This is a genomic window from Massilia arenae (assembly GCF_008014745.1).
Taxonomy (GTDB): domain Bacteria; phylum Pseudomonadota; class Gammaproteobacteria; order Burkholderiales; family Burkholderiaceae_D; genus Telluria; species Telluria arenae.
This window is the reverse complement of the sequence record NZ_VPFD01000020.1, coordinates 78,054-98,071: the sequence shown is the minus strand read 5'-3', so window position 1 is coordinate 98,071 and position 20,018 is coordinate 78,054. Positions and strand designations below refer to the sequence as shown.

The following is a 20,018-nucleotide window of genomic DNA, read 5'->3' as shown; positions in this document are numbered from 1 at the left end:
CATGGCGCCGCTGTCCCGACGCACCTTCTTCAAGACCGGCGCGCTGGCCGCCGCATTGCCGCTGGGGGTGAACGCAGCGCAGGCCGATGCCGCGCCGACCGCGCCGGGCAGCGTGGAACTATCCTGGCTCGAAGGCAGGCCTGGTTTAATGACCGGCGCCACCTTCGGCGTGCCCTGGCCGCGCGGCGCGCTGCGCAAGGACCAGGCCTTCGTCCTGTCGGGAGACAACGGCGACTTGCCCTGCCAGAGCTGGCCGACCGCCTATTGGCCGGACGGCTCGCTCAAGTGGACTGCGCACGCGCTGCCAGCCATGGATGCGGCGCCGGATCGCCTGCGGCTGCGGCCGGGCAGCACGAGCGCCAAAGGTGGCAGGCAACTGACGATCAAGGAGAGCCCGGACGCCATCGTGATCGACACCGGCGTCATCGAATGCACGATCCCGCGCCAGGGCGCCGAGATCGTGCGCAGCCTGCGTCGTGGAGGACGCGACATCGCACGCGCCGGCAAGCTGGTTGCTCTGAGCGACGACAGCCCGGACGGCAGCACACGGCAGACGGCCTATGAAAGCCGACTGCAGCGCGTCACGCTCGAGCAGCGCGGCCCGCAGCGCAGCGTGGTCAAGGTCGAAGGCATGCACCGCGCGCAGGACGGTGCGCGTTCGTGGCTGCCGTTCACGCTGCGCCTGTACCTGTACGCCGGGGCGGAGTCGGTGCGCATCATGCACACCTTCGTGTTCGACGGCGACGAGCAGAAGGATTTCGTGCGCGGCCTCGGCCTGCGCTTCGATGTGCCACTGGTCGACGCGCCTCACGACCGCCACGTGCGCTTCGGCGGCGAGGCCGGCGGCCTGTGGGCCGAGGGCGTACGCAATCTCACCGGTTTGCGACGCGACCCGGGCGAGGCGGTGCGCAAGGCGCAGCTGGCCGGCCAGGCGGTGCCGCCGATCGCCGAGCGCGTGAACAAATCGCTGCACCTGATCCCGGCCTGGGGCGACTACAGCCTGGCCCAGCTCTCGCCCGACAGCTTCCGCATCCGCAAGCGCACCAAGGCCGGCCATGGCTGGATCGACGCGGCCTGGGGCCGGCGCGCGCCGGGCCTGGGCTATATCGGCGGCGCCAAAGGCGGGCTGGCCTTCGGCATGCGCGACTTCTGGCAGCGCCATCCGACCCAGCTCGACATCCGCAACGCGCATACGGACGCCGCCCAGGTCACGCTGTGGATCTGGTCGCCCGATGCGCCAGCGATGGACCTGCGCTTCTACCACGATGGCATGGGCATGGAAACGCATGCCGACGAGCTGCAGGCGCTGGACGTCACCTACGAGGATTACGAAAAAGGCTTCGGCACGCCGGTCGGCGTGGCGCGCAGCAGCGAGTTCACGCTGTGGGCGCTGGACACGACGCCGGCGCGCGAGCAGCTGGTGCGCATGGCGACCCAGGTCCAATCCCCGCCGCAGCTGTGCGCCGCGCCAGCCCATATCCTGGCCACGCGCGCCTTCGGCAATCTGTATGGCCTGCCGGACCGCTCGACGCCAGCCAAGGCCCATATCGAAGACCGGCTCGATGCCCACTTCGCCTTCTACCGCGACGAGGTGGAGCAGCGTCGCTGGTATGGCTTCTGGGACCATGGCGACGTGCGCCACACCTATAACACCGACCGCCACGAATGGCGCTACGACGTCGGCGGCTATGCCTGGGCCAATTCGGAACTCTCGCCCGACCTGTGGCTGTGGTACGCCTTCCTGCGCAGCGGCCGCGCCGACATCTTCCGCATGGGCGAAGCCATGGTGCGCCACACCACGGACGTGGACACCTACCACCTGGGCCGCTTCGCCGGCCTGGGAACGCGCCACAATGTCCAGCACTGGGGCTGCAGCGCCAAGCAGGTGCGCATCAGCACCGCGGTCTACCGCCGCATGTACTATTACCTCACGGCCGACGAGCGCACCGGCGACGTGATGCGCGAGCTGCTCGACGCCGACCTGCGCCTGGATGCGGTCGACCCGGTGCGCAAGCTGCCGAACCAGCCGCCCAAGGGCCCGTATCCGGTGCGCGCCAGCTTCGGCACCGACTGGGCTTCGCTGGCCGCCAACTGGCTGACCGAATGGGAACGCAGCGGCGACACCCGCTACCGCGACAAGATCCTGACCGGCATGCGCGACATCGCCGCCATGCCGCACGGCTTCTTCAGCGGCGAACGCGTGGGCTATGAGCCCCGCACGGGGCGCCTGCACAATATGGCCGGCGACAGCGTCAAAGCGTCGCACCTGAATGCCGTGTTCGGCGCGGTGGAAGTGTTCGACGAGCTGATTGCGCTCACCGGCGATAAAGCGTTTGAAAGCGCCTGGCTCGATTACTGCGCGCTGTACAACGCGCCAAAGGACGAGCAGCAGCGCCGCCTGGGCAAGCCGCATGGCGGCTCCGACGTGCTGGTGATCGGCCACTCGCGCCTGACGGCGTATGCGGCCTGGCGGCGCAAGGACCCGACGCTGGCGCGCCGCGCCTGGGCCGAGTTTGCTGGCATCCGCCCCTATCCGCCCTTCGTGGCCACCAAGGTCACCGGAGCAGCCGCGCTCAATCCGGTCCTCGAAGTGCCGTGGGCCACCACCAACGACACCGCGCAATGGGGCCTGGCTGCGATCCAGAACCTGGCGCTGATCGGTGACGCCCTCTGATCCTTCGACGCGATCCGCAATGACCCACACTTTCCACGCAATCTGCCTTGCGGCCGGCGCACTGCTGGCGGCACAGGCCCACGCCACCGCGCCCACTCAATATGTGTTCGGCGACGCCGACGCGCCCGCAGGCTACACCCGCGTCGCCCCCGGCACACCTTACGATGCGGGGCGCGGCTACGGCTTCGAGGACGGCGGCAGTTATTTTTCGGTCCGTCTCCCCGAGGGCAACTACGCCGTCACCGTCGTGCTGGGCGATGCCACGCAGCCGACCGCGACCACCGTGAAGTCCGAGCTGCGCCGGCTGATGCTCGAAAACGTGCCGGCGGCGGCCGGACAGCGCGTGTTGCGCACCTTCGTCGCCAATGTGCGCACCGCGCGCATCGCCCCCGTGCCCGGCGTCGCGGCCGGCGCTGTCGCCCTCAAGGCCCCGCGGGAGACCGAGTCCGAGGCCTGGAACTGGGATGAGCGCCTGACCCTGGAATTCAATGGCGACCACGCCGCCGTCCAGCGCATCGAGATCGTGCCGGCCAGGGTGCCTACGATCTTCCTTCTGGGCGACTCGACCGTGAGCGACCAGCCGGGCGAACCGTATAACAGCTGGGGCCAGATGCTGCCGCGCTTTTTCGGCCCCACGATCGCAGTATCGAACCACGCGCAGTCGGGCGAAACCTATCGCGATTCGCTGGCGCGCCGCCGCATCGACAAGATCCTGAGCATGATGCAGCCGGGCGACCTGCTGCTGATGCAGTTCGGCCACAACGACCAGAAGCAGATCAAGGATGGCCGCAGCGGCCCGTTCACGACCTACAAGGCCGAGATCAAGACGCACGTGGACATGACGCGTGCGCGCGGCGGCCTGCCGGTAATCGTCTCGCCGGTCGAGCGCCGCGCCTTCGACGCCGCAGGCCAGGTCAAGCCCTCGCTCACCGACTATGCCGAAGCGGCACGCCAGTCTGCCCACGAGCTGGGCGTACCCTTCATCGACCTGAATGCGATGAGCAAGACCATGTACGCCGCCCTCGGCGTCGAAGGCTCCAAGGCGGCGTTCGCCTCGCCGGCGCCGGGAAAGCTGGACAATACCCATCACAACCCCTATGGCAGCTACCTGCTGGCCAAGTCGGTAGCATTGGGCATGCGAGAGGCGAAGCTTGCGCATGCCGCCCACCTCGTGCCCGACTTCCGTTTCGACCCCGCCCATCCCGATCCGGTGGCTGGCTTCACGGTACCGCCCAGCCCCGGTCGAACGCAAGCGCGGCCGCTCGGCGACGACGGACAGCGCGAAGTGACCACCGGGGCTGCTCGATGAAGCGCCGTACCACCCTGGCCCTGCTGGCGAGCGGCCTGCTGGGCGGATGCGCCGGAGCGCTGCCCGCCAGTCGTTCCACCGAAGACCAGGCCTACCTGTTCTCTTACTTCTTGGGAAACGGCGCCGACGGCCTGCATTTCGCCGCAAGCCGCGACGGCTACCACTGGGAGGCGCTGCGCGGCGGCGCCAGCTTCCTGGCGCCCACCGTCGGCCCGACCAAGCTGATGCGCGACCCATGCATCGCGCGCGGGCCGGACGGGCTGTTCCACATGGTCTGGACCAGTGGCTGGAACGATACCGGCATCGGCTACGCGTCATCGCCCGACCTGGTCCAATGGTCGAACCAGCGCAGCCTGCCGGTGATGGCGCACGAACCGACGGCGCTCAATGCCTGGGCTCCCGAGGTGTTCTACGACACCGCGCGCAGCCACTTTTTGATCCTGTGGTCGTCGACGATCCCGGGCCGCTTCCCGCGTACGGAGGCCGGCGGCGACGCTGCCGGCGACAAGAAGTACGACCACCGCATCTACGCCACCACCACGAAGGATTTCGCCAGCTTCACGCCGACGCGGCTGTTCTACGATCCGGGTTTCTCGGTGATCGACGCCACCTTCGTGCGGGCGCTGGGTCGCGACTGGCTGGTCGTGAAGGACGAGACCCGCCATCCGCCCCGCAAATACCTGCAGGTCGCACAGGCGGCCAGCCTGGAAGGTCCGTTCGGCACATTGAGCACACCGATCACACCGGCAGGCCTGTGGGCCGAGGGTCCGAGCGCGTTGCAGGTGGGCGACGAGGTGCTGCTGTACTTCGACGCCTACACCGCCGGCCACTACGGCGCGCTGCGCTCGCGCGACATGCTGCACTGGGAAGACGTCAGCACACGCATGCGCTTTCCGCACAAGATGCGCCACGGGACCGCCTTCGCGGCCCCGGCCAGCCTGGTGGAGCGGCTCAGGGCGCTGGCGCCCTGAGGGTGAAGGTCAGTCGCGGCCGCCCTGGAACATCAGGCCGCTGTCGTTCAGGCCGAATTTGAACTTCTTGTTCATCTCGATGATCTCGGCGCCGGCCAGCAGGGCCGGACCGTAGCCGTGCGCTGCCTTCACGCTGGTCGGCCGATAAGCGTAGAAGGCCGGGTCGAACGCCATGCCGGTACCCACGCAGATCCCTTCGATCTGGCCGTTTTGCGTAACCTTGCTGGCGACTGCGTTCCAGGCCAGGTTGGCCATCGGTCCGTACATCTCCGGCTCGACATAGCCGCGATTGACCGCGCGCGCGATCGCGTAGGCATAGATCGCGGTGGCCGAGGTCTCCTGGTAGGTGTCGTTGCGGTCGATCAGCTGGTGCCAGAAGCCGTCGCGGGTCTGGTAGCCGGCCAGGCCGCGGATGTGTGCGCGCAGCTGCTCGAGCACGGCGTTATAGCCCTTGTGGGTCTTGGGCAGCACTTCGAGCACCTCGACCATCGACATCACCGCCCAGCCGTTGGCGCGGGCCCAGCGCAATTCGGGGTGATCGCGCTTGCCCTCGACGTAGCCGTGCATGTAGATGCCGAGCTTGGGGTTGAACATGCGCTTGGAGAACTGCTGCACCTGGCGCACCGCGTCGTCATAGTACTTGCTGTCGCCCGTGGTCTTGCCCAGGTAGGCCATGGTCGGCACGCCCATGAACATATCGTCCAGCCACAAGGTGTCCGGCAGCGGGCGCATCTTGCGGCCGCCTTTTCCGTCCGGGCCGCCGCGCGCGAGCGTGCCGTCCTTCAGGCGGTATTCCTTGTTGGTGACGAAGTCGCCGCACACGCCGATCATCTGGCCGTAGTCGACCTTCGAGCCGGCCACCTTGGCCTTCATGAAGCTGTGGCACAGGGCGCCCGCGTCATCCAGCGCATGCGGGTTCAGGAAGCTCTTGATCGGCGCATGCGAATTCTGCGCATCGGCCTTCACCACCGGCAGGTAGGCGCGGGTCAATTGGGACAGCAGGGTGTGGCGCTTGGTCACGTAATCCTGGTAGCGGGCGTCGCCCGTGGCCTGGGCCGCGGCCAGCATACCGATATAGGTCACGCCCCACTCGTAGCTGGTCAGGCGGAAGTCGCCGGGTTTGAGCACCGCATTCGGGTTGGCCTTGGCGACGTCGGTGATGGCGGCGCCCGTGGTCTTGTCGATCAGTTCCGCTGGCGTGGTGCGGTCGAGATACGTGAATACGCGGTCGAGCACGGCCTTGACTTCGGCCGCTTCCATCGCGCGGTACGGAGTCGGGTACGTCACTTCGAGCGCATGCAGCATGGCGTCGGCCGGGGCCGGCCCTTTTTCCTGCGGCGGCGGCGCGTCCTGCGCGATCGCGCCCAGGGAAAACGGGAACAGGCCCGCCACGAGTATGGCCATCATGGTGTGGCGCGGCTTGGGTGATTGCATTGCTTGTGTCTCCTTTTATTGGATTTGGTGGATGGTCAGTCCGTCGATGGTCTGGCGCGACCACGTGGTGCGGAAACCGAAATACCCGCGCGTGAACGGCTGCGGGTCGTAATAGGTGAAGACGTCACGGCCGTCCACGCACATGCGCGTGCAGCCGTGGCGCACGGCGATCTCGATCCGGTAATCGCGGTTCGCCTCCAGCAGCTCGTCGCGGCCAAGTCGTTCAGCGACCAGGGCGCGATCGCCCCCGCCGTAGCGCCGCATGCGCGTGGTCGTGTTGCCGTTGCCGCCTATGCCAGCGTAGTACAGCTCCAGGTCGTCGTAGTCCTCGAATTTGCCGGAGCGGGTGAAAAGCGAATCGCGCGCCGGATCGCGCGCCATCCAGAACTGGTTCAGGTCCGACAGGCGGTCGTTCGGTCCGCCGTCCATCACCACCCGGCGCGTGTAGGCGATCAGGAGGTTGCCCGACAGGGGCTTGTCGAGCCACACGGTGGCGCCCGAATCGACGTCGATCAACAGGCGCCCGTTGCGGTTGGCGACGACGTTGCCGGGTTTGCGCGCATACTCGCTTACATAGCCGGTCAAGGAGCCATTGAAATCATCCTGATGGAGCAAGGCGCCGCGCTCGCCCCAGCGCACGCACGCTTGCGGCGAAAAATAAGCGTCCAGCGGGTTACCCGGCAGCGCTGCGAGGCCTGCGACGACCTGGCGCGCATTGAACTCGGCGCCGGCGGCATTGGTATGGGTGCGGGCGTCCGAGAAGAAGGTGTCGACCGTCGCCGCGCCGACCTCGCGATAGGCGTCCGAGACCAGCATCGTCAAATCCATGAAGTGGGCGCCGCCAGCCTGGGCCACCTGCCGGCCCCAGTCGGCGAAATTGGCAAAATCACGCTCGCCCTGCCACTTGTCGCGGTGCGGGATGGGCGCGGCGATGACGACGGTGGCGCCCTTTTCCCTGGCGTCGGTGACGTAGCGCGCCATATACCAGCCGAAACTGTGCACCTGCTCCTTGCTGCCGTCCGGTCGTGTGTCCTCGACCGTCTCGGGGCCGATGCCGGGTGCGGAGGCACGATTCTTCGAGGCCGGGTCGCCGATGCGGCCTCCGTCGTTATGGCCGAACTGGATCAGCACCACGTCGCCGCGCTTGAGCTGCGCCCTGACCCGCTCCCAGCGGCCCTCGGTGAAGAAGGTGCGGCTGCTGCGACCGCCGATCGCAGCATTGACGACATTGATCTTGCCGGCGTCGAAGTAAGGCGCGATGCGCTCGCCCCAACCGATCGCCCCATTCTGTCCACCGCTCTTGACGGTGGAATCGCCGACCAGGATCAGGGTTGGCAGGGTCGGATCGCGCGCAACCTCGTCGCGCACGGTGCGCGCATCGACCACCGGCCGGACGTCGTCCATCGGTTTCAGGAAAATCTTCATGCGCGGGTCGCCCAGCTTTGCCAGCTCGGTCGCCACGACCTGGGCGTTCAGGACCGCGCCGGCCCAGTTAGTGTGGACGCGCTCGTCCGGCACGGTGACCGGAAACAGCGCCATGACGGCGTCACGCCCCATTGCATCGTAGCGAGCCGCCACGATCTCATTCAGGTCGATGAAGCCCACCTGTTCGCTGCGCGCCACCTCGGCTGCCCAGCCCGCGTAATCGGCTCGGTTGCGGCGCACCTTGCCCCCATCGTCGTTCCAGGCCTTGCGCGGGACCAGCGAGGCCACGAACGGCGTTGCCCCCTTGGCGCGGATGTCGGCGATGAACTTGCGCAGGTACCAGCCGTAGCTGTGCACCGTCTCGCGCTTGCCGGTCAGGAGATTGTCGATCTCTGTGGACTCGTCACCCACGCCACGGATCGTGCCGCGCGCACGCTTGTCGTCGTTGACCGGCGACGCATCGTTGTGCCCGAACTGCATGATAACGACGTCGCCCGCCTTGACCAGGGCCAGCGTGCGCTCCCAATGTCCGCTGCTTATGTAAGTACGGCTGGACAGCCCGCCCACGGCGCGGTTTACCAGATTGACGCGCGCCGCATCGACGTGGGCGGCCAGCGGATTCCCCCAGCCCCACTGCCCCTGCGCGCCCTTGCCCTGGCCGTCGTCATGGCCGTTGCGCACGGTGGAGTCGCCGATCAGGATGATCGAAGGCAGGGCCGGGTTGGCGGGTTCCGGCAGCACGACCTGTGCGCGCGCAGGGTCGGTGTTCACAGCAGCCGCCTGGCCTTGTGCATGGACCGGCGCCATGGCGCAGGCCAATACCAGCCATGCGAATACCCGCTGCAGTGCGCGCGAAACAGTCATTGCCACGGTCTCCGTCGGTCGTTGTTATAGGCAGATTCTATGCGGCGCGATCAACCACGGCGGTCAATACGCAGAAAGAATCAGCAATATGATTGGAAATGAGCAACTCGTACTGTAACAATGAGCGGACAACATCCACAAGACGGAGACACTCTCATGCGACCCCTCATGCATTCCGCGATCGGCCTGGCCGTCGCGCTGCTGCTGTGCGCCGACGCCTCGGCCCAGATCGGCAAACGCTTTCCCTCCGAGCGCAAGCTCGTCAAGGATCCGGTCACCGGCACCGAACTGACCTTCCTGACCAGCAAACCGCACGGCGATTCGAAGATCTATCCGACCCACCCGCAATGGACAGCCGACGGCAAGTGGCTGGTGTTCCGCTCGCGCCTGGCCGGCAGCGAGGCGCTGGCGGTGAACGAAGCGACGGGCGACCTGGTGCAGGTGACCGAAGGCGGCTACACCGGCATGCTGAACCTGGCGCAGAAGTCGATGAAGCTGTACTACATGCGCAAGGCAGATGCTGGTTTGCAGATCGTAGAAACCGACCTGGCGCGGGTTCTGGCCGACAGCGCCGCCAAGCGCATGCAGCCCGCGGCGACCTACCAGCGCGTAGTCTCGAACCTGCCGGCCGAACTGGAAGCCGGCGGCGACCTCGCGCTCGACGCCGATGAAGAGTGGGTCTACTTCAAGGTTGGCCCGGGCCAGGCCGCCAAGCACCTGGCGCCGGGCACGAAGATCGAGCCGGCCTTCGGCCCGCGCAAGATGGGCGCCGGCCCGCAAGGCATTGCGCGCCTGAACGTGCGCACCGGCGAAATCAAGCATGTGGTCTCGGTGCCGTTCCAGGTCGGCCACATTCAGGCCAATCTGTGGAATCCGGGCGAGATCGTGTTCTGCTGGGAGACCGGCGGCAAGTCGCCGCAGCGCACCTGGACCGTGCGCGCCGACGGCAGCGGCCTGCGTCCGCTGTATCCGGAAGCGCCGTACGAATGGGTCACGCACGAAGCGGTGATCTCGAAGGACGAAGTGGCGATGGCGATCATGGGCCACCGCGCGATTCCCGGCGCGGCGGCGTCCGTGGCCGGCCCCGCCACCGATGTCGGCGGCGCCAACCCGGGCCAGGACGACGGCTGGGGCGCCACCGGCACCCGCGAAAAGCCGACCGGCCTGGCGATCGTCAACCTGCGCACGCGCCAGATGCAGATCGTCGGCCAGACCGAATCGGGCAGCGGCCTGTGGCACGTGCATGGCTCGAGCGACGGCCGTTTCGCCGTTGGCGATGACTTCAGCCGCAGCGTCTACCTGATCGACCGCCGCAACCGCGAGATGATGATGCTCACCACCGGCCACAAGACCACCGCGGCCGACCATCCGCACCCGACCTTCAATGCCGACGGCACCCGCATCCAGATCCAGTCGGCCATGCTGTCGGAAGACGGCCGCTCGATGAATATCGTGGTGGTGCCGGTGCCGAAGGCCTGGCTCGAACGCAGCTTCCCGGTGCGCTGACCCGGATAGAAAAAAGGCCTGGCAATGCCAGGCCGTCGGATCAATCTGAATCAAGCCAGATGAAACACCTGGGTCAGCGGCCACTCCTTCGGCCGGTTACCCGGTTCGACCTCCATCAAGTCGGCCATGTAGTCCCACCATTTGCGCATCACCGGATGATCGGGCAGCGGCCCCAGATCGTGCCCAGGGCGCAGCTTCATCACCGCGAACAGGTCGAGCGTCGCTTCGTCGAGGAAGATCGCATAATCGTGGATGCCGGCGCCGGATAACAGCGCGGCCAGCTCGGGCCAGATGGCATCGTGCCGGCGACGATACTCCGCCTCATTGCCGGCCTTGAGCTTCATGCGGAAGGCCCGCGTGGCGTGAACGGTCATGGTCAGACGATCCCGCTGCCGCTGGCGCCGGCCTTTGCCGGGCGCAGGCCGGCCACGCGATCGCGGTAGCCGCTGGCGCGGTAGCAGGCCACTGGATCGGCGGCGCCGCCGGCACGCACCCGCGCCATCGCCAGGATCGGGCTGACGTCGGTGCGGAAGGCGCGCTTCAGCGTCTGCGCCGCTTCCAGCACGTCGTTCTGCTCCTGCAGGCCGGCCAGAACGGCGCGGTCGACCAGGGCCGACTGCACGAAGGCGCGCTGCACCTCGCCCGCGCTGCTCATCAGGCTCTCGATCGGGTCGGTCACATTGTGCGACTGGTCGAGCATATAGGCTGGCTTGAAGGCGTCGCCCTCGCGGCGCGCCGCGTCGGCCAGCTCGTTAAACACCAGGAACAGCTGGAACGGATTGATCGAGCCAGAATCCAGGTCGTCGTCGCCGTACTTGCTGTCGTTGAAGTGGAAGCCGCCAAGCTTGCCGAACTGCGCCAGGCGCGCCACGATCATCTCGATATTCGTGTTCGGCGCATGATGGCCCAAGTCGACCAGGCACTTGGCCTTCGGTCCCAGCTCGGTGGCGCAGGCGAAGCTGGTGCCCCAGTCGGCGATGGTGGTGGCGTAGAACGCCGGCTCGAACAGCTTGTGTTCGATGAACACGTTCCAGTCGCTCGGCAGCGCGGCGTAGATCTCGCGCATGCTGTCCAGGTAGCGTTCCAGCGCGCCGCGAAGATTATGCTGGCCGGGGAAGTTGGCGCCATCGCCGACCCACACCGTCAGCGCCTGCGAGCCGATCGCACGGCCGATCTCGATGCATTCGATGTTGTGGGCCACCGCCTGCGCGCGCACGGCGGCGCTGGTCGAGGTGAGGCTGCCGAATTTATAGCTCTGCTCCTGGCCCTGCTGGTCCTGGAAGGTATTCGAATTGACCGCGTCGAAGGCCAAGCCCAGCGCCTTGGCCGTGTCGCGCAGCTCCGATGCGTCGGTCGGTTTGTCCCACGGGAAGTGCGGCGACACGCTCGGGGTGGCGCGGGTCAGCTGGTGGATGACGGCGCAGTCTTCCAGCTTCTCGAACACATTGCGCGGCTCGCCGCGGCCCGGGAAGCGCGCGAAACGCGTGCCGCCGGTACCGGCGCCCCAGCTGGGCACCGCCACGGCGAAGGTCTGCGCCAGCGCGGTCAGTTTGTCGATGTCCAGGCCGCGGCGCGCCAGCATGCCGCCCAATCCCTCGTAGTCGGCCTGCAGTTGCGCGTCCAGTTTGGCGTTCTGGTCCGCGACCAGGCCAGCGTCGATAACGCTTGTCATTCTCGTCTCCTTGATGCTGGCGGCATAAGCCGCCGATGACCGGTGACGCGACCCTCTAGGGTCGGCGTCCCGGCTTGTTGTGATGTCCTGCTATCTTAGCGTATCGGTCGCGGTCAGCGCGTGAAGGCCGCGGCATTGCCGGCATCCACGTTCAGGATGTTGCCGGTGCTCTTGCCCGACTTGTCGCTGGCGAAGAAGTACACGGCTTCGGCGATATCTTCCGGCAGCACCGACAGCTTGAGCATGCTGCGCTTGCGGTAGAACTCCTCGACGTCGTCGGCTTCGATCTTGTTGGAGGCGGCGCGTTCTTCCTTCCACTTGCCGTCCCAGATGCGCGAGCCGCGGATCACGGCGTCGGGATTGACCACGTTGACGCGGATGCCGTGCTCGGCGCCTTCCAGCGCCACGCAACGCGCCAGGTGCAGCTCGGCCGCCTTGGCGGTGCAGTAGGCCGAGGCGCCGGCGGACGCCACCAGGCCGTTCTTGCTGCCGACGAAGACCATGCTGCCGCCCAGCCCTTGCTGCTTCATGATGCGGAAGGCCGCGCGGGAAGCCAGGAAATAGCCGGTGACGAGGATGTCCTGGTTGCGCTTCCAGATGTCCAGCGTGGTCTCGTCCAGCGGCGCCGCCGATGCGATACCGGCGTTCGAGATCAGGAGGTCGACACCGCCGAAGCGCAGCGCCGCCGCTTCCAGGATGCCGGCCACTTCATCCTCGCTGGTGATGTTGGCGCGCACGGTGCCGATGCTGTCCTTGCCGGCCACCTTGACCAGGTCCTTGCCGGCCTGCTCGAGCGCCTCGGGATCGATATCGGTCAGCATCACGCAGGCGCCCTCCTGCAGCAGCTGGCGCGCGACCGCCTGGCCGATGCCGCCGGCGCCGCCGGTCACCAGCGCGATGCGTCCGGCCAGGCTTTTCGGCTTGGGCATGCGCTGCAGTTTGGCTTCTTCGAGCAGCCAGTACTCGATGTCGAAGGCTTCCTGTTCCGGCAGGCCAACATAGGTGTCGACGCCGTTCGCGCCGCGCATCACATTGATGGCGTTGACGTAGAACTCGCCGGCGATGCGCGCGGTGGCCTTGTCCTTCGCGAACGACAGCATGCCCACGCCCGGGATCAGGTAGATGATCGGATTGGCGTCGCGGACCTTCGGGCTGGTGGCGCGCTTGCAGCGCTCATAGTATGCGGTGTAGTCGGCGCGGTAGTCGACCAGGGCCTGGTCGAGACTCGCGGCCAGGCGCTCGAAATCAGGTGCGCTTGGGTCGAAGTCCAGCACCAGCGGGCGAATCTTGGTGCGCAAGAAGTGATCCGGGCACGAGGTGCCCAGCGCGGCCAGCGGCGCCAGGTGGGCGCTGCTCACGAATTCGAGCACGGCGTCGCTGTCGTCGAAGTGACCGAGCTTGTACTCGTCCTTGCTGATCTTGCCGCGCAGGAGTGGCATCAGGCGCGCCGCCAGCGCCGCGCGTTCGGACGCCGGCAGGATCGGGCTGGCCTGGCCGCCGAACACCGGCTGCTGGATGTTCTGCGCCAGCCAATCCTCGGCGCGCTTGATGATGGCCAGCGTGGTTTCGTAGCACGACTGCGAGGTATCGCCCCAGGTGAACAGGCCGTGGCCTTCGAGGATGATCCCTTTCAGTTGCGGGTTCGCCTGCGAGACCGCTTCGAGCTTCAGGCCCAGGTCGTAGCCCGGACGCTGCCACGGCAGCCAACCCAGCTCGCCCTCGAAGATCTTCGCGGTGAGTTCCTTGCTGTTCTTGCAGGCGGCGATCGCGATGCAGGCATCCGGGTGCATGTGATCGACGTGGCGCCGTGCGATATAGGCGTGCAGCGGCGTGTCGATGCTGGCCGCGCGCGGGTTCAGGTTGAAGGTGCAGTGCGGCAGGTAGCCGACCATCTCGTCCTCGAGTTCGAGGCCGCGGTAGCGTCCCTTGAGCGCATGCAGCTTGCTCATGTAGAGGGTCGAGAAGCCATCCAGCTTGATGCTGCCCAGGTCACCGCCCGAGCCCTTCACCCACAGCACCTCGACCTGCTCGCCCGACAGCGGGTCGAGCATGTCGATCTTGGCCGAGGTATTGCCGCCACCGAAATTGGTGATCCGCAGGTCGGAACCCAGCAGGTTGGACCGGTACAGCAGCAGTTCCGGCTCACTCAGCGTGGCCGCGACGGCTTCATCCCAGCGCGAAGTGATCGGTTCGCGCTGCTTCGTTTCGCTCAAAGCGCCCATCAATATCTCCTAGTTGATTGTTTTGTCATCGAATCGATGCGTCTCTTCCATGTCCTGCGTCCGCACGCTGCCTGGGCAGCGCTACGGCATCGGCAGACAGTAGAAAGCAGCGGCCCACGGGGTGTCAACGCGGAAACAATCAACTTGCTGACCAAGTAGGAATCAATCACCGACTTGATCGATTTGAGCGTTTGTGCGCTGCAACGCGGGGAAATAATCAGTCAATTGATCATTTGGTGATTGACGATATTGCATCTAGAAACTACTCTTTTCGAACACCCCGCGATTCCTGCCCAAAAGAGGCATGGAACGACGGGCCCCATGCCGCAAACACCCAGACGGCTTACGGAGGAGACACAATATGGTGAATCACAAACGCCGCAAGCGTTTGCTGAAACTGCTTGCCGAGCATCAGTCGGCGACGGTCCAGCAGCTTGTCGAATGGCTCAGCGCGTCCCCGGCGACGGTCCGGCGCGACATCAGCTGGCTGGCGGGACGCAATCTGCTCACCCGCACCCGGGGCGGCGCAGAGAACCTGCTGCCCAAGACGCGCCAGTTCCCGCTGACCAGCGAAACGTTCCAGAACAATATCCAGTGCTTCGCCTCGCGCAAGCGCGCCATCGCGCGCCATGCAGCCGGCATGTGCAACGACGGCGAGACGATCATCATCAACGGTGGCACCACCACCTTCATGATGGCCGAATTCCTCACCGAAAAGCAGCTCAAGATCCTGACCAACTCTTTCCTGATGGCCGAGCGCCTGCTGGTCTCGAGCGAGAACGAGATCATCGTGCCGGGCGGCCGCGTATACCGCGAGCAGAACGTCATCCTCTCGCCGTTCGACAACGACATCACCCAGCACCACTACGCCACCAAGATGTTCATGAGCGTCTACGGCCTGTCGCTGCTCGGGTTGATGGAAGCCGATCCGCTGCTGATCCAGGCCGAAAAGCGCCTGATCAGCCAGGCCGAGGAACTGGTGGTGCTGGCCGATAGCTCGAAATTCGCGCGCAAGGCCGGCCTGATCCTGTGCGGCCTGGATCGCGTGTCCACCGTGATCACCGACACCGACGCCTCCGACAAGGCGGTGCAACTGCTCGAGCAGTATGGCGTGAAGGTCGTCACCGTCGAACCCGACGGCGACCTGCCGGCGCTGCGCACCACGCGCTACAGCCCCCAATATGACTTGCAGTCCGCAGCCCTGATGGAGATTTCGCATTGAAGATCAAACAGCTCCTGCTCGCTGCGGCGGCCGTCGGCATGATTGCCGGCCTGGCCGGCTGCGCCGACAAGAAGGCCGAAGCCGCGCCTGAAAAGATCCGCATCGCGATGGTCGTGAAAAGCCTGGGCAACGGCTTCTTCGACGCCGCCCACCAGGGCGCGAAAGATGCCGCCGCCGAAATCGGCGGGGTCGAGATCATCTACACCGGCCCGACCACGCCCAGCGCCGAAGGCCAGATCGAGATCATCAATTCGCTGATCAGCCAGAAGGTCGATGCGATCGTGGTCTCGGCCAACGATCCCAATGCCCTGGTGCCGATCGCCAAGAAGGCGATGCAGCGCGGGATCAAGGTGATCTCGTTCGACAGCGCCCTGGCCCCCGGTGGGCGCCAGATGCAGCTCAATCCGTCCAACCCCGAGATGATCGGCCAGAAGCAGATCGAGATGGCGGCGGCCGAGTTGAACGGCAAGGGCGAGCTGGCGATCCTGTCGGCGTCGGCCCAGGCGACGAACCAGAACCTCTGGATCGGCATCATGAAGAAGACGCTCGAACAGCCCCAGTACGCGGGCCTCAAGCTGGTGGCCACCGTGTACGGCGACGACCAGTCCGACAAAAGCTATCGCGAAGCCATCGGCCTGTTGCGCAGCCACCCCAACCTGAAGGCCATCATCGCCCCGACCACGGTCGGCATCGTCGCCGCCAGCAAGGCGGTGGCCGACGAGGGACTGGTAGGCAAGGTGTTCGTCACCGGCCTGGGCCTGCCGTCCGAGATGGCCGGCCACGTCAAGAGCGGCGCGGTGCGCGAGTTCGCGATCTGGAATCCGATCGATCTCGGCTACGCGGCCACCTTCGCGGCGCACCAGTTCGTGGCCGGCAAGGCGCAATCCGGCGACGGTGCGATCGTCTCGGTCGGCCGCCTGGGCGCCGTGACGCTGGATGCGAATGGCGAAACCGCCCTCGGCCCGCCGTTCACCTACAACGCCGGCAACGTCGACCAGTTCGCCAAGCTGTTCTGATCCGGCCCGTTCGCCGCGCGCATGACCGCCTGGTCGCTGCGCGCGGCGCCTTTCATCCGTTTGCAACACCAATATGCCAGTGACCCAACTGACAAGCCCTCCCCTGCGCCCGAACGACGGCGCGCCCGCCGCGCCGGTACTGCAGCTGACCGGCATCACCAAGCGCTTCAACGGCGTATGCGCCCTGAATGGCGTGCGCCTGTCCATCCGGCCCGGCGAAGTCATGGCCCTGATCGGCGAGAACGGGGCCGGCAAGTCGACCCTCGTCAAGACCCTGACCGGCATCCACCGTCCCGACGAAGGCGCGATCCTGCTCGACGGCAAGCCCGTCTCCTTCGGCAGCCCGCAGGAAGCGATGGCCGCCGGGATCACCGCCGTGCACCAGGAAACCGTGATGTTCGACGAATTGTCGGTGGCCGAGAACATCTATGTAGGACGCCATCCGACCCGCGGCCCGGCGCGGCGCATCGACTGGGCCGGGATCGAGGCCGAGGCCGAGGAGCTGTTTGCGCGCCTGGAGGTGTCGCTGCCGGTGCGCGCGCGGGTGCGCGACCTGTCGGTGGCCCAGCGCCACTTCGTCGAGATCGCGCGCGCCCTGTCGCAGGATGCGCGGGTGGTGATCATGGACGAGCCGACCGCCGCGCTGTCGCAGCGCGAGATTCGCGAGCTGTATCGCATCATCGACGGGCTGCGTACGCGCGGCACCGCCGTCATCTTCATCTCGCACAAGTTCGACGAAATCTATGAAGTGGCCGACTGCTACACGGTGCTGCGCGACGGCCAGTTCGTGGCCGAAGGCCGACTGGCCGACGTCAGGGAGCCGGAACTGGTGGCGCTGATGGTCGGCCGCGCGGTGCACCAGGCCTATCCCAAGGCCGCGGTGGAGATCGGCGCGCCGCTGCTGGAGGTTGCTGGTCTTTGCCATCCGACCGAGTTCCAGGATGTCAGCTTCACCCTGCGCAAGGGTGAGATCCTCGGTTTTTATGGGCTGGTGGGCGCCGGCCGCTCGGAAGTGATGCAGGCGCTGTTCGGATTGACGACGCGGGTGACCGGGAGCGTGCGGCTGGAGGGCCAGCCGGCGGTATTTTGTAATCCAGGCGAAGCGATCGCGCGCGGCCTGGCCTATGTGCCCGAGGACCGCCAGCACCATGGTGCGCACCTGACCATGCCGATCATGCACAACATTACACTGCCGATCCTGTCGACATTCGGATTCTTTCCCCGCGCCCGGGCAGAGGCCGCGCTGGCGCGCCGCTTCGCCGAACAGCTCGAATTGAAGGCCGCCTACCTGAGCCAGAACGTCGACGAACTGTCGGGCGGCAACCAGCAGAAGGTGGTGCTCGGCAAATGGCTGGCCACCGATCCCAAGGTCATCATCCTCGACGAACCCACCAAGGGCATCGACATCGGCTCCAAGGCCGCCGTGCACCGCTTCGTGAGCGGGCTGGTCGAACGGGGCCTGTCGGTGATCCTGGTCTCGTCCGAACTGCCCGAGGTGCTGGGGCTGGCCGACCGCGTGGTCGTGATGCGCCAGGGGCGCGTGGTGCGTGAATTCGCGCGCGGGCAGGCCTCGCCCGAGACCGTGGTCGCGGCCGCGTCCGGGGTCGACCTGGGACTGGAGGCGGCGCCATGAACAAGCGTGTCTCCATGACTGAGATATTCAGGCAGCGCGAAGCCCTGCTGGCCGTGATGGTGGTCGCGCTGGTGTTGCTGGTTGGCGTGCGCGCCCCGGTCTTCCTCACCACCGCCTCGCTGGCCAACCTGCTCACCGACAGCACCCTGCTCGTGATGCTGGCGCTGACCCAGATGCTGGTGATCGTCACCCGCGGCATCGACCTGTCGGTGGCTTCGAACCTGGCCCTGTCGGGCATGGTCGCGGCCATGCTGGCGTCGAACAATCCGGAACTACCGCTGCTGTTCGTGATGTTGGCTGCGGCCGGCACCGGCCTCGCGTTGGGCCTCGTCAACGGCGGCTTGATCGGGTATCTGGCGCTGCCGCCGATCGTGGTCACGCTGGGCACCATGAGCGTGTACCGCGGCCTGGTGTTCGTGATCTCGGGCGGAGCCTGGGTATCGGCGCACCAGATGCCGGCCAACTTCATCGGCTTCCCCCTGCAGCGCATGTTCGGATTGCCGCATCTGGTGTGGATCGCCCTCGGCGTGGTGCTGGCGATGGCCTTCCTGGCCCGTTACACGCGCTTCGGGCGTGACCTGTACGCGATCGGCAATGCGCCGCAATGCGCCGCCTACATCGGCATCCCGACCGCACGCCGGCTGCTGTGGACCTATGGCCTGTCGGGCATGGTGGCGGGCCTGTGCGGCTACCTGTGGGTGGCGCGCTATGCGGTCGCCTATACCGAAATCGCGTATGGCTTTGAGTTCACCGTGATCGCCGCCTGCGTGATCGGCGGCGCAAGCATCGCCGGCGGCGTCGGCTCGGTGCTCGGCACCGTGCTCGGCGCGCTATTCCTGTCGGTGATCGGCAATGCCTTGCCGGTGCTGCAGGTCTCGCCGTTCTGGCAAAGCGCGCTGACCGGCGCCGTGATCCTGGTCGCCGTGCTGCTCAATGCCGGCGGCAACCGCAAGCGCAGCCGCCAGATCCTGCCGCTGCACCAGACCGAACTCAAAGCCGCAAGGAGCGCAGCATGAATGCGACCAGCATCGCCGAGGTCGAAACCCCACCTGACACCAAGACCGTGAACGAATCCAGCCACACCTCGCGTTATACGATCCTCGACCGCCAGCGGCCCGGCCTGCGCCACGTGCTGGCGCGCTGGGAAACCCTGCTCGCCCTGCTGCTGCTGGCTGTATTCGTCGCCGGCGGCGTCACGCAGGAGCACTTCCTCGATCCCTACAACCTGCTCGACGGGACAGTCAACTTCAGCGAGAAGGCCCTGATCGCGCTGCCCATGGCGCTGTTGATCATCTGCCGCGAGATCGACATCTCGGTGGCCGGCACGCTGGCGCTGTCGTCGGTCGCCATGGGCATGGCGCACACGGCCGGGATGCCGGCGGGGGCCCTGCTGTTCGTGGCGGTCGGCACCGGCCTGGCCTGCGGCTGGCTCAATGGCTTCCTGGTGACTCGCTTCATGCTGCCCTCGATCGTCGTCACCATCGGCACCATCGCCCTGTACCGGGGCCTGGCCAGCGTGGCGCTGGGCGACCAGGCCTTCACCAATTATCCGCAGCTGATGGCCGACTGGGGACAGGGGACCTTCTTCGGCGTGGTGCCGCGCGCCTTCGTGATCCTGCTCGGTTTCGCGCTGCTGTTTGCCGTGGTCTTGCATGCCACCACGGCGGGCCGCCGCATCTACGCCATCGGCAATAATCCGGACGCTGCGCGCTTCTCGGGCATCGCGGTCGACCGCTACCGCCTGGGACTGTTCATGCTGACCGGCGCGATGGCGGGCCTGGCGGCCTTCCTGCTGACCGGCCGCATCGGCAGCACGCGGCCGAACATCGCCACCGGCTGGGAGCTCGAGATCATCACCATGGTGATTCTGGGTGGCGTAAGCATCGCCGGCGGCGCCGGCACCATCGGCGGCGTGCTGCTGGCGGTGCTGACGATGGGCGCCGTGACCTATGGCCTGGCGCTGGCCAACGTTCCCGGCATCTACATGACGATCGTAGTGGGCGTGCTGCTGCTGGCGACCATCGCGCTGTCGCGCCTCTTGCGCGGCAAGCCGAGCCGCCATTGATGGAG

The 20,018-nt window shown here is 66.6% G+C and carries 14 protein-coding genes; 9 read left to right on the top strand and 5 right to left on the bottom strand.

All coding sequences use genetic code 11. The annotated features are described in order from the left end of the window. Position 1: 1 nt before the first annotated feature. From FVD38_RS18145 to FVD38_RS18135, 3 genes are read left to right on the top strand one after another with little or no spacing between them, the layout of a single operon-like run. Positions 2-2,674 (top strand): exo-rhamnogalacturonan lyase family protein, encoded by a 2,673-nt coding sequence (locus tag FVD38_RS18145; protein WP_147936118.1) that lies wholly within the window; start codon positions 2-4, stop codon positions 2,672-2,674. 19 nt (positions 2,675-2,693) lie between these two features. Next, the gene (locus FVD38_RS18140; RefSeq protein ID WP_147936117.1) at positions 2,694-3,983 is read left to right on the top strand and encodes a rhamnogalacturonan acetylesterase; all 1,290 of its coding nucleotides are present in this window, start codon (positions 2,694-2,696) and stop codon (positions 3,981-3,983) included. Next, positions 3,980-4,954 carry a glycoside hydrolase family 43 protein gene (locus FVD38_RS18135; protein WP_147936116.1) on the top strand — a complete coding sequence of 325 codons (975 nt, stop codon included), beginning with the start codon at positions 3,980-3,982 and terminating at the stop codon, positions 4,952-4,954. Before FVD38_RS18140 ends, FVD38_RS18135 begins: the two co-directional genes overlap by 4 nt. 9 nt (positions 4,955-4,963) lie before the next feature. Here FVD38_RS18135 and FVD38_RS18130 read toward each other — a convergent pair whose 3' ends face one another. Together FVD38_RS18130 and FVD38_RS18125 are read right to left on the bottom strand one after the other, a co-directional pair. Beyond that, positions 4,964-6,388 carry a glycoside hydrolase family 88/105 protein gene (locus FVD38_RS18130; RefSeq protein WP_147936115.1) on the bottom strand — a complete coding sequence of 475 codons (1,425 nt, stop codon included), beginning with the start codon at positions 6,386-6,388 and terminating at the stop codon, positions 4,964-4,966. A 15-nt stretch (positions 6,389-6,403) separates the two neighbouring features. After that, positions 6,404-8,677 carry a DUF6250 domain-containing protein gene (locus tag FVD38_RS18125; protein ID WP_147936114.1) on the bottom strand — a complete coding sequence of 758 codons (2,274 nt, stop codon included), beginning with the start codon at positions 8,675-8,677 and terminating at the stop codon, positions 6,404-6,406. Positions 8,678-8,833: 156 nt separating this feature from the next. On the opposite strand from FVD38_RS18125, the gene FVD38_RS18120 reads away from it, so the two are divergent. Continuing rightward, entirely contained in the window at positions 8,834-10,183 is a 1,350-nt protein-coding gene (locus tag FVD38_RS18120; RefSeq protein WP_147936113.1) for a TolB family protein, read from the top strand. Positions 10,184-10,233: 50 nt separating this feature from the next. On the opposite strand, the gene FVD38_RS18115 is transcribed toward FVD38_RS18120, so the two are convergent. From FVD38_RS18115 to FVD38_RS18105, 3 genes are all read right to left on the bottom strand, one after another. Next, positions 10,234-10,557: an L-rhamnose mutarotase gene (locus tag FVD38_RS18115; protein WP_147936112.1), complete on the bottom strand. Its 324-nt coding sequence runs from the start codon at positions 10,555-10,557 to the stop codon at positions 10,234-10,236. Positions 10,558-10,559: 2 nt separating this feature from the next. Further along, on the bottom strand, positions 10,560-11,855 hold the full coding sequence (gene rhaI, locus FVD38_RS18110; RefSeq protein ID WP_147936111.1) for an L-rhamnose catabolism isomerase: 1,296 nt from the start codon (positions 11,853-11,855) through the stop codon (positions 10,560-10,562). A 113-nt stretch (positions 11,856-11,968) separates the two neighbouring features. Further along, positions 11,969-14,077 (bottom strand): bifunctional rhamnulose-1-phosphate aldolase/short-chain dehydrogenase, encoded by a 2,109-nt coding sequence (locus FVD38_RS18105; RefSeq protein ID WP_147936110.1) that lies wholly within the window; start codon positions 14,075-14,077, stop codon positions 11,969-11,971. 361 nt (positions 14,078-14,438) lie between these two features. On the opposite strand from FVD38_RS18105, the gene FVD38_RS18100 reads away from it, so the two are divergent. The 5 genes from FVD38_RS18100 (at position 14,439) to FVD38_RS18080 (ending at position 20,013) form a co-directional block, all read left to right on the top strand. Next, positions 14,439-15,299: a DeoR/GlpR family DNA-binding transcription regulator gene (locus FVD38_RS18100; protein ID WP_147936109.1), complete on the top strand. Its 861-nt coding sequence runs from the start codon at positions 14,439-14,441 to the stop codon at positions 15,297-15,299. Beyond that, positions 15,296-16,315: a rhamnose ABC transporter substrate-binding protein gene (gene rhaS / locus FVD38_RS18095; protein WP_147936108.1), complete on the top strand. Its 1,020-nt coding sequence runs from the start codon at positions 15,296-15,298 to the stop codon at positions 16,313-16,315. Before FVD38_RS18100 ends, rhaS begins: the two co-directional genes overlap by 4 nt. A 73-nt stretch (positions 16,316-16,388) precedes the next feature. Then, entirely contained in the window at positions 16,389-17,948 is a 1,560-nt protein-coding gene (locus tag FVD38_RS18090; protein WP_147936107.1) for a sugar ABC transporter ATP-binding protein, read from the top strand. 14 nt (positions 17,949-17,962) lie between these two features. Then, positions 17,963-18,964 (top strand): ABC transporter permease, encoded by a 1,002-nt coding sequence (locus tag FVD38_RS18085; RefSeq protein ID WP_229493784.1) that lies wholly within the window; start codon positions 17,963-17,965, stop codon positions 18,962-18,964. Further along, positions 18,961-20,013, top strand: coding sequence for an ABC transporter permease (locus tag FVD38_RS18080; protein ID WP_147936105.1), 1,053 nt, complete (start codon positions 18,961-18,963; stop codon positions 20,011-20,013). Before FVD38_RS18085 ends, FVD38_RS18080 begins: the two co-directional genes overlap by 4 nt. Positions 20,014-20,018: the final 5 nt, after the last annotated feature.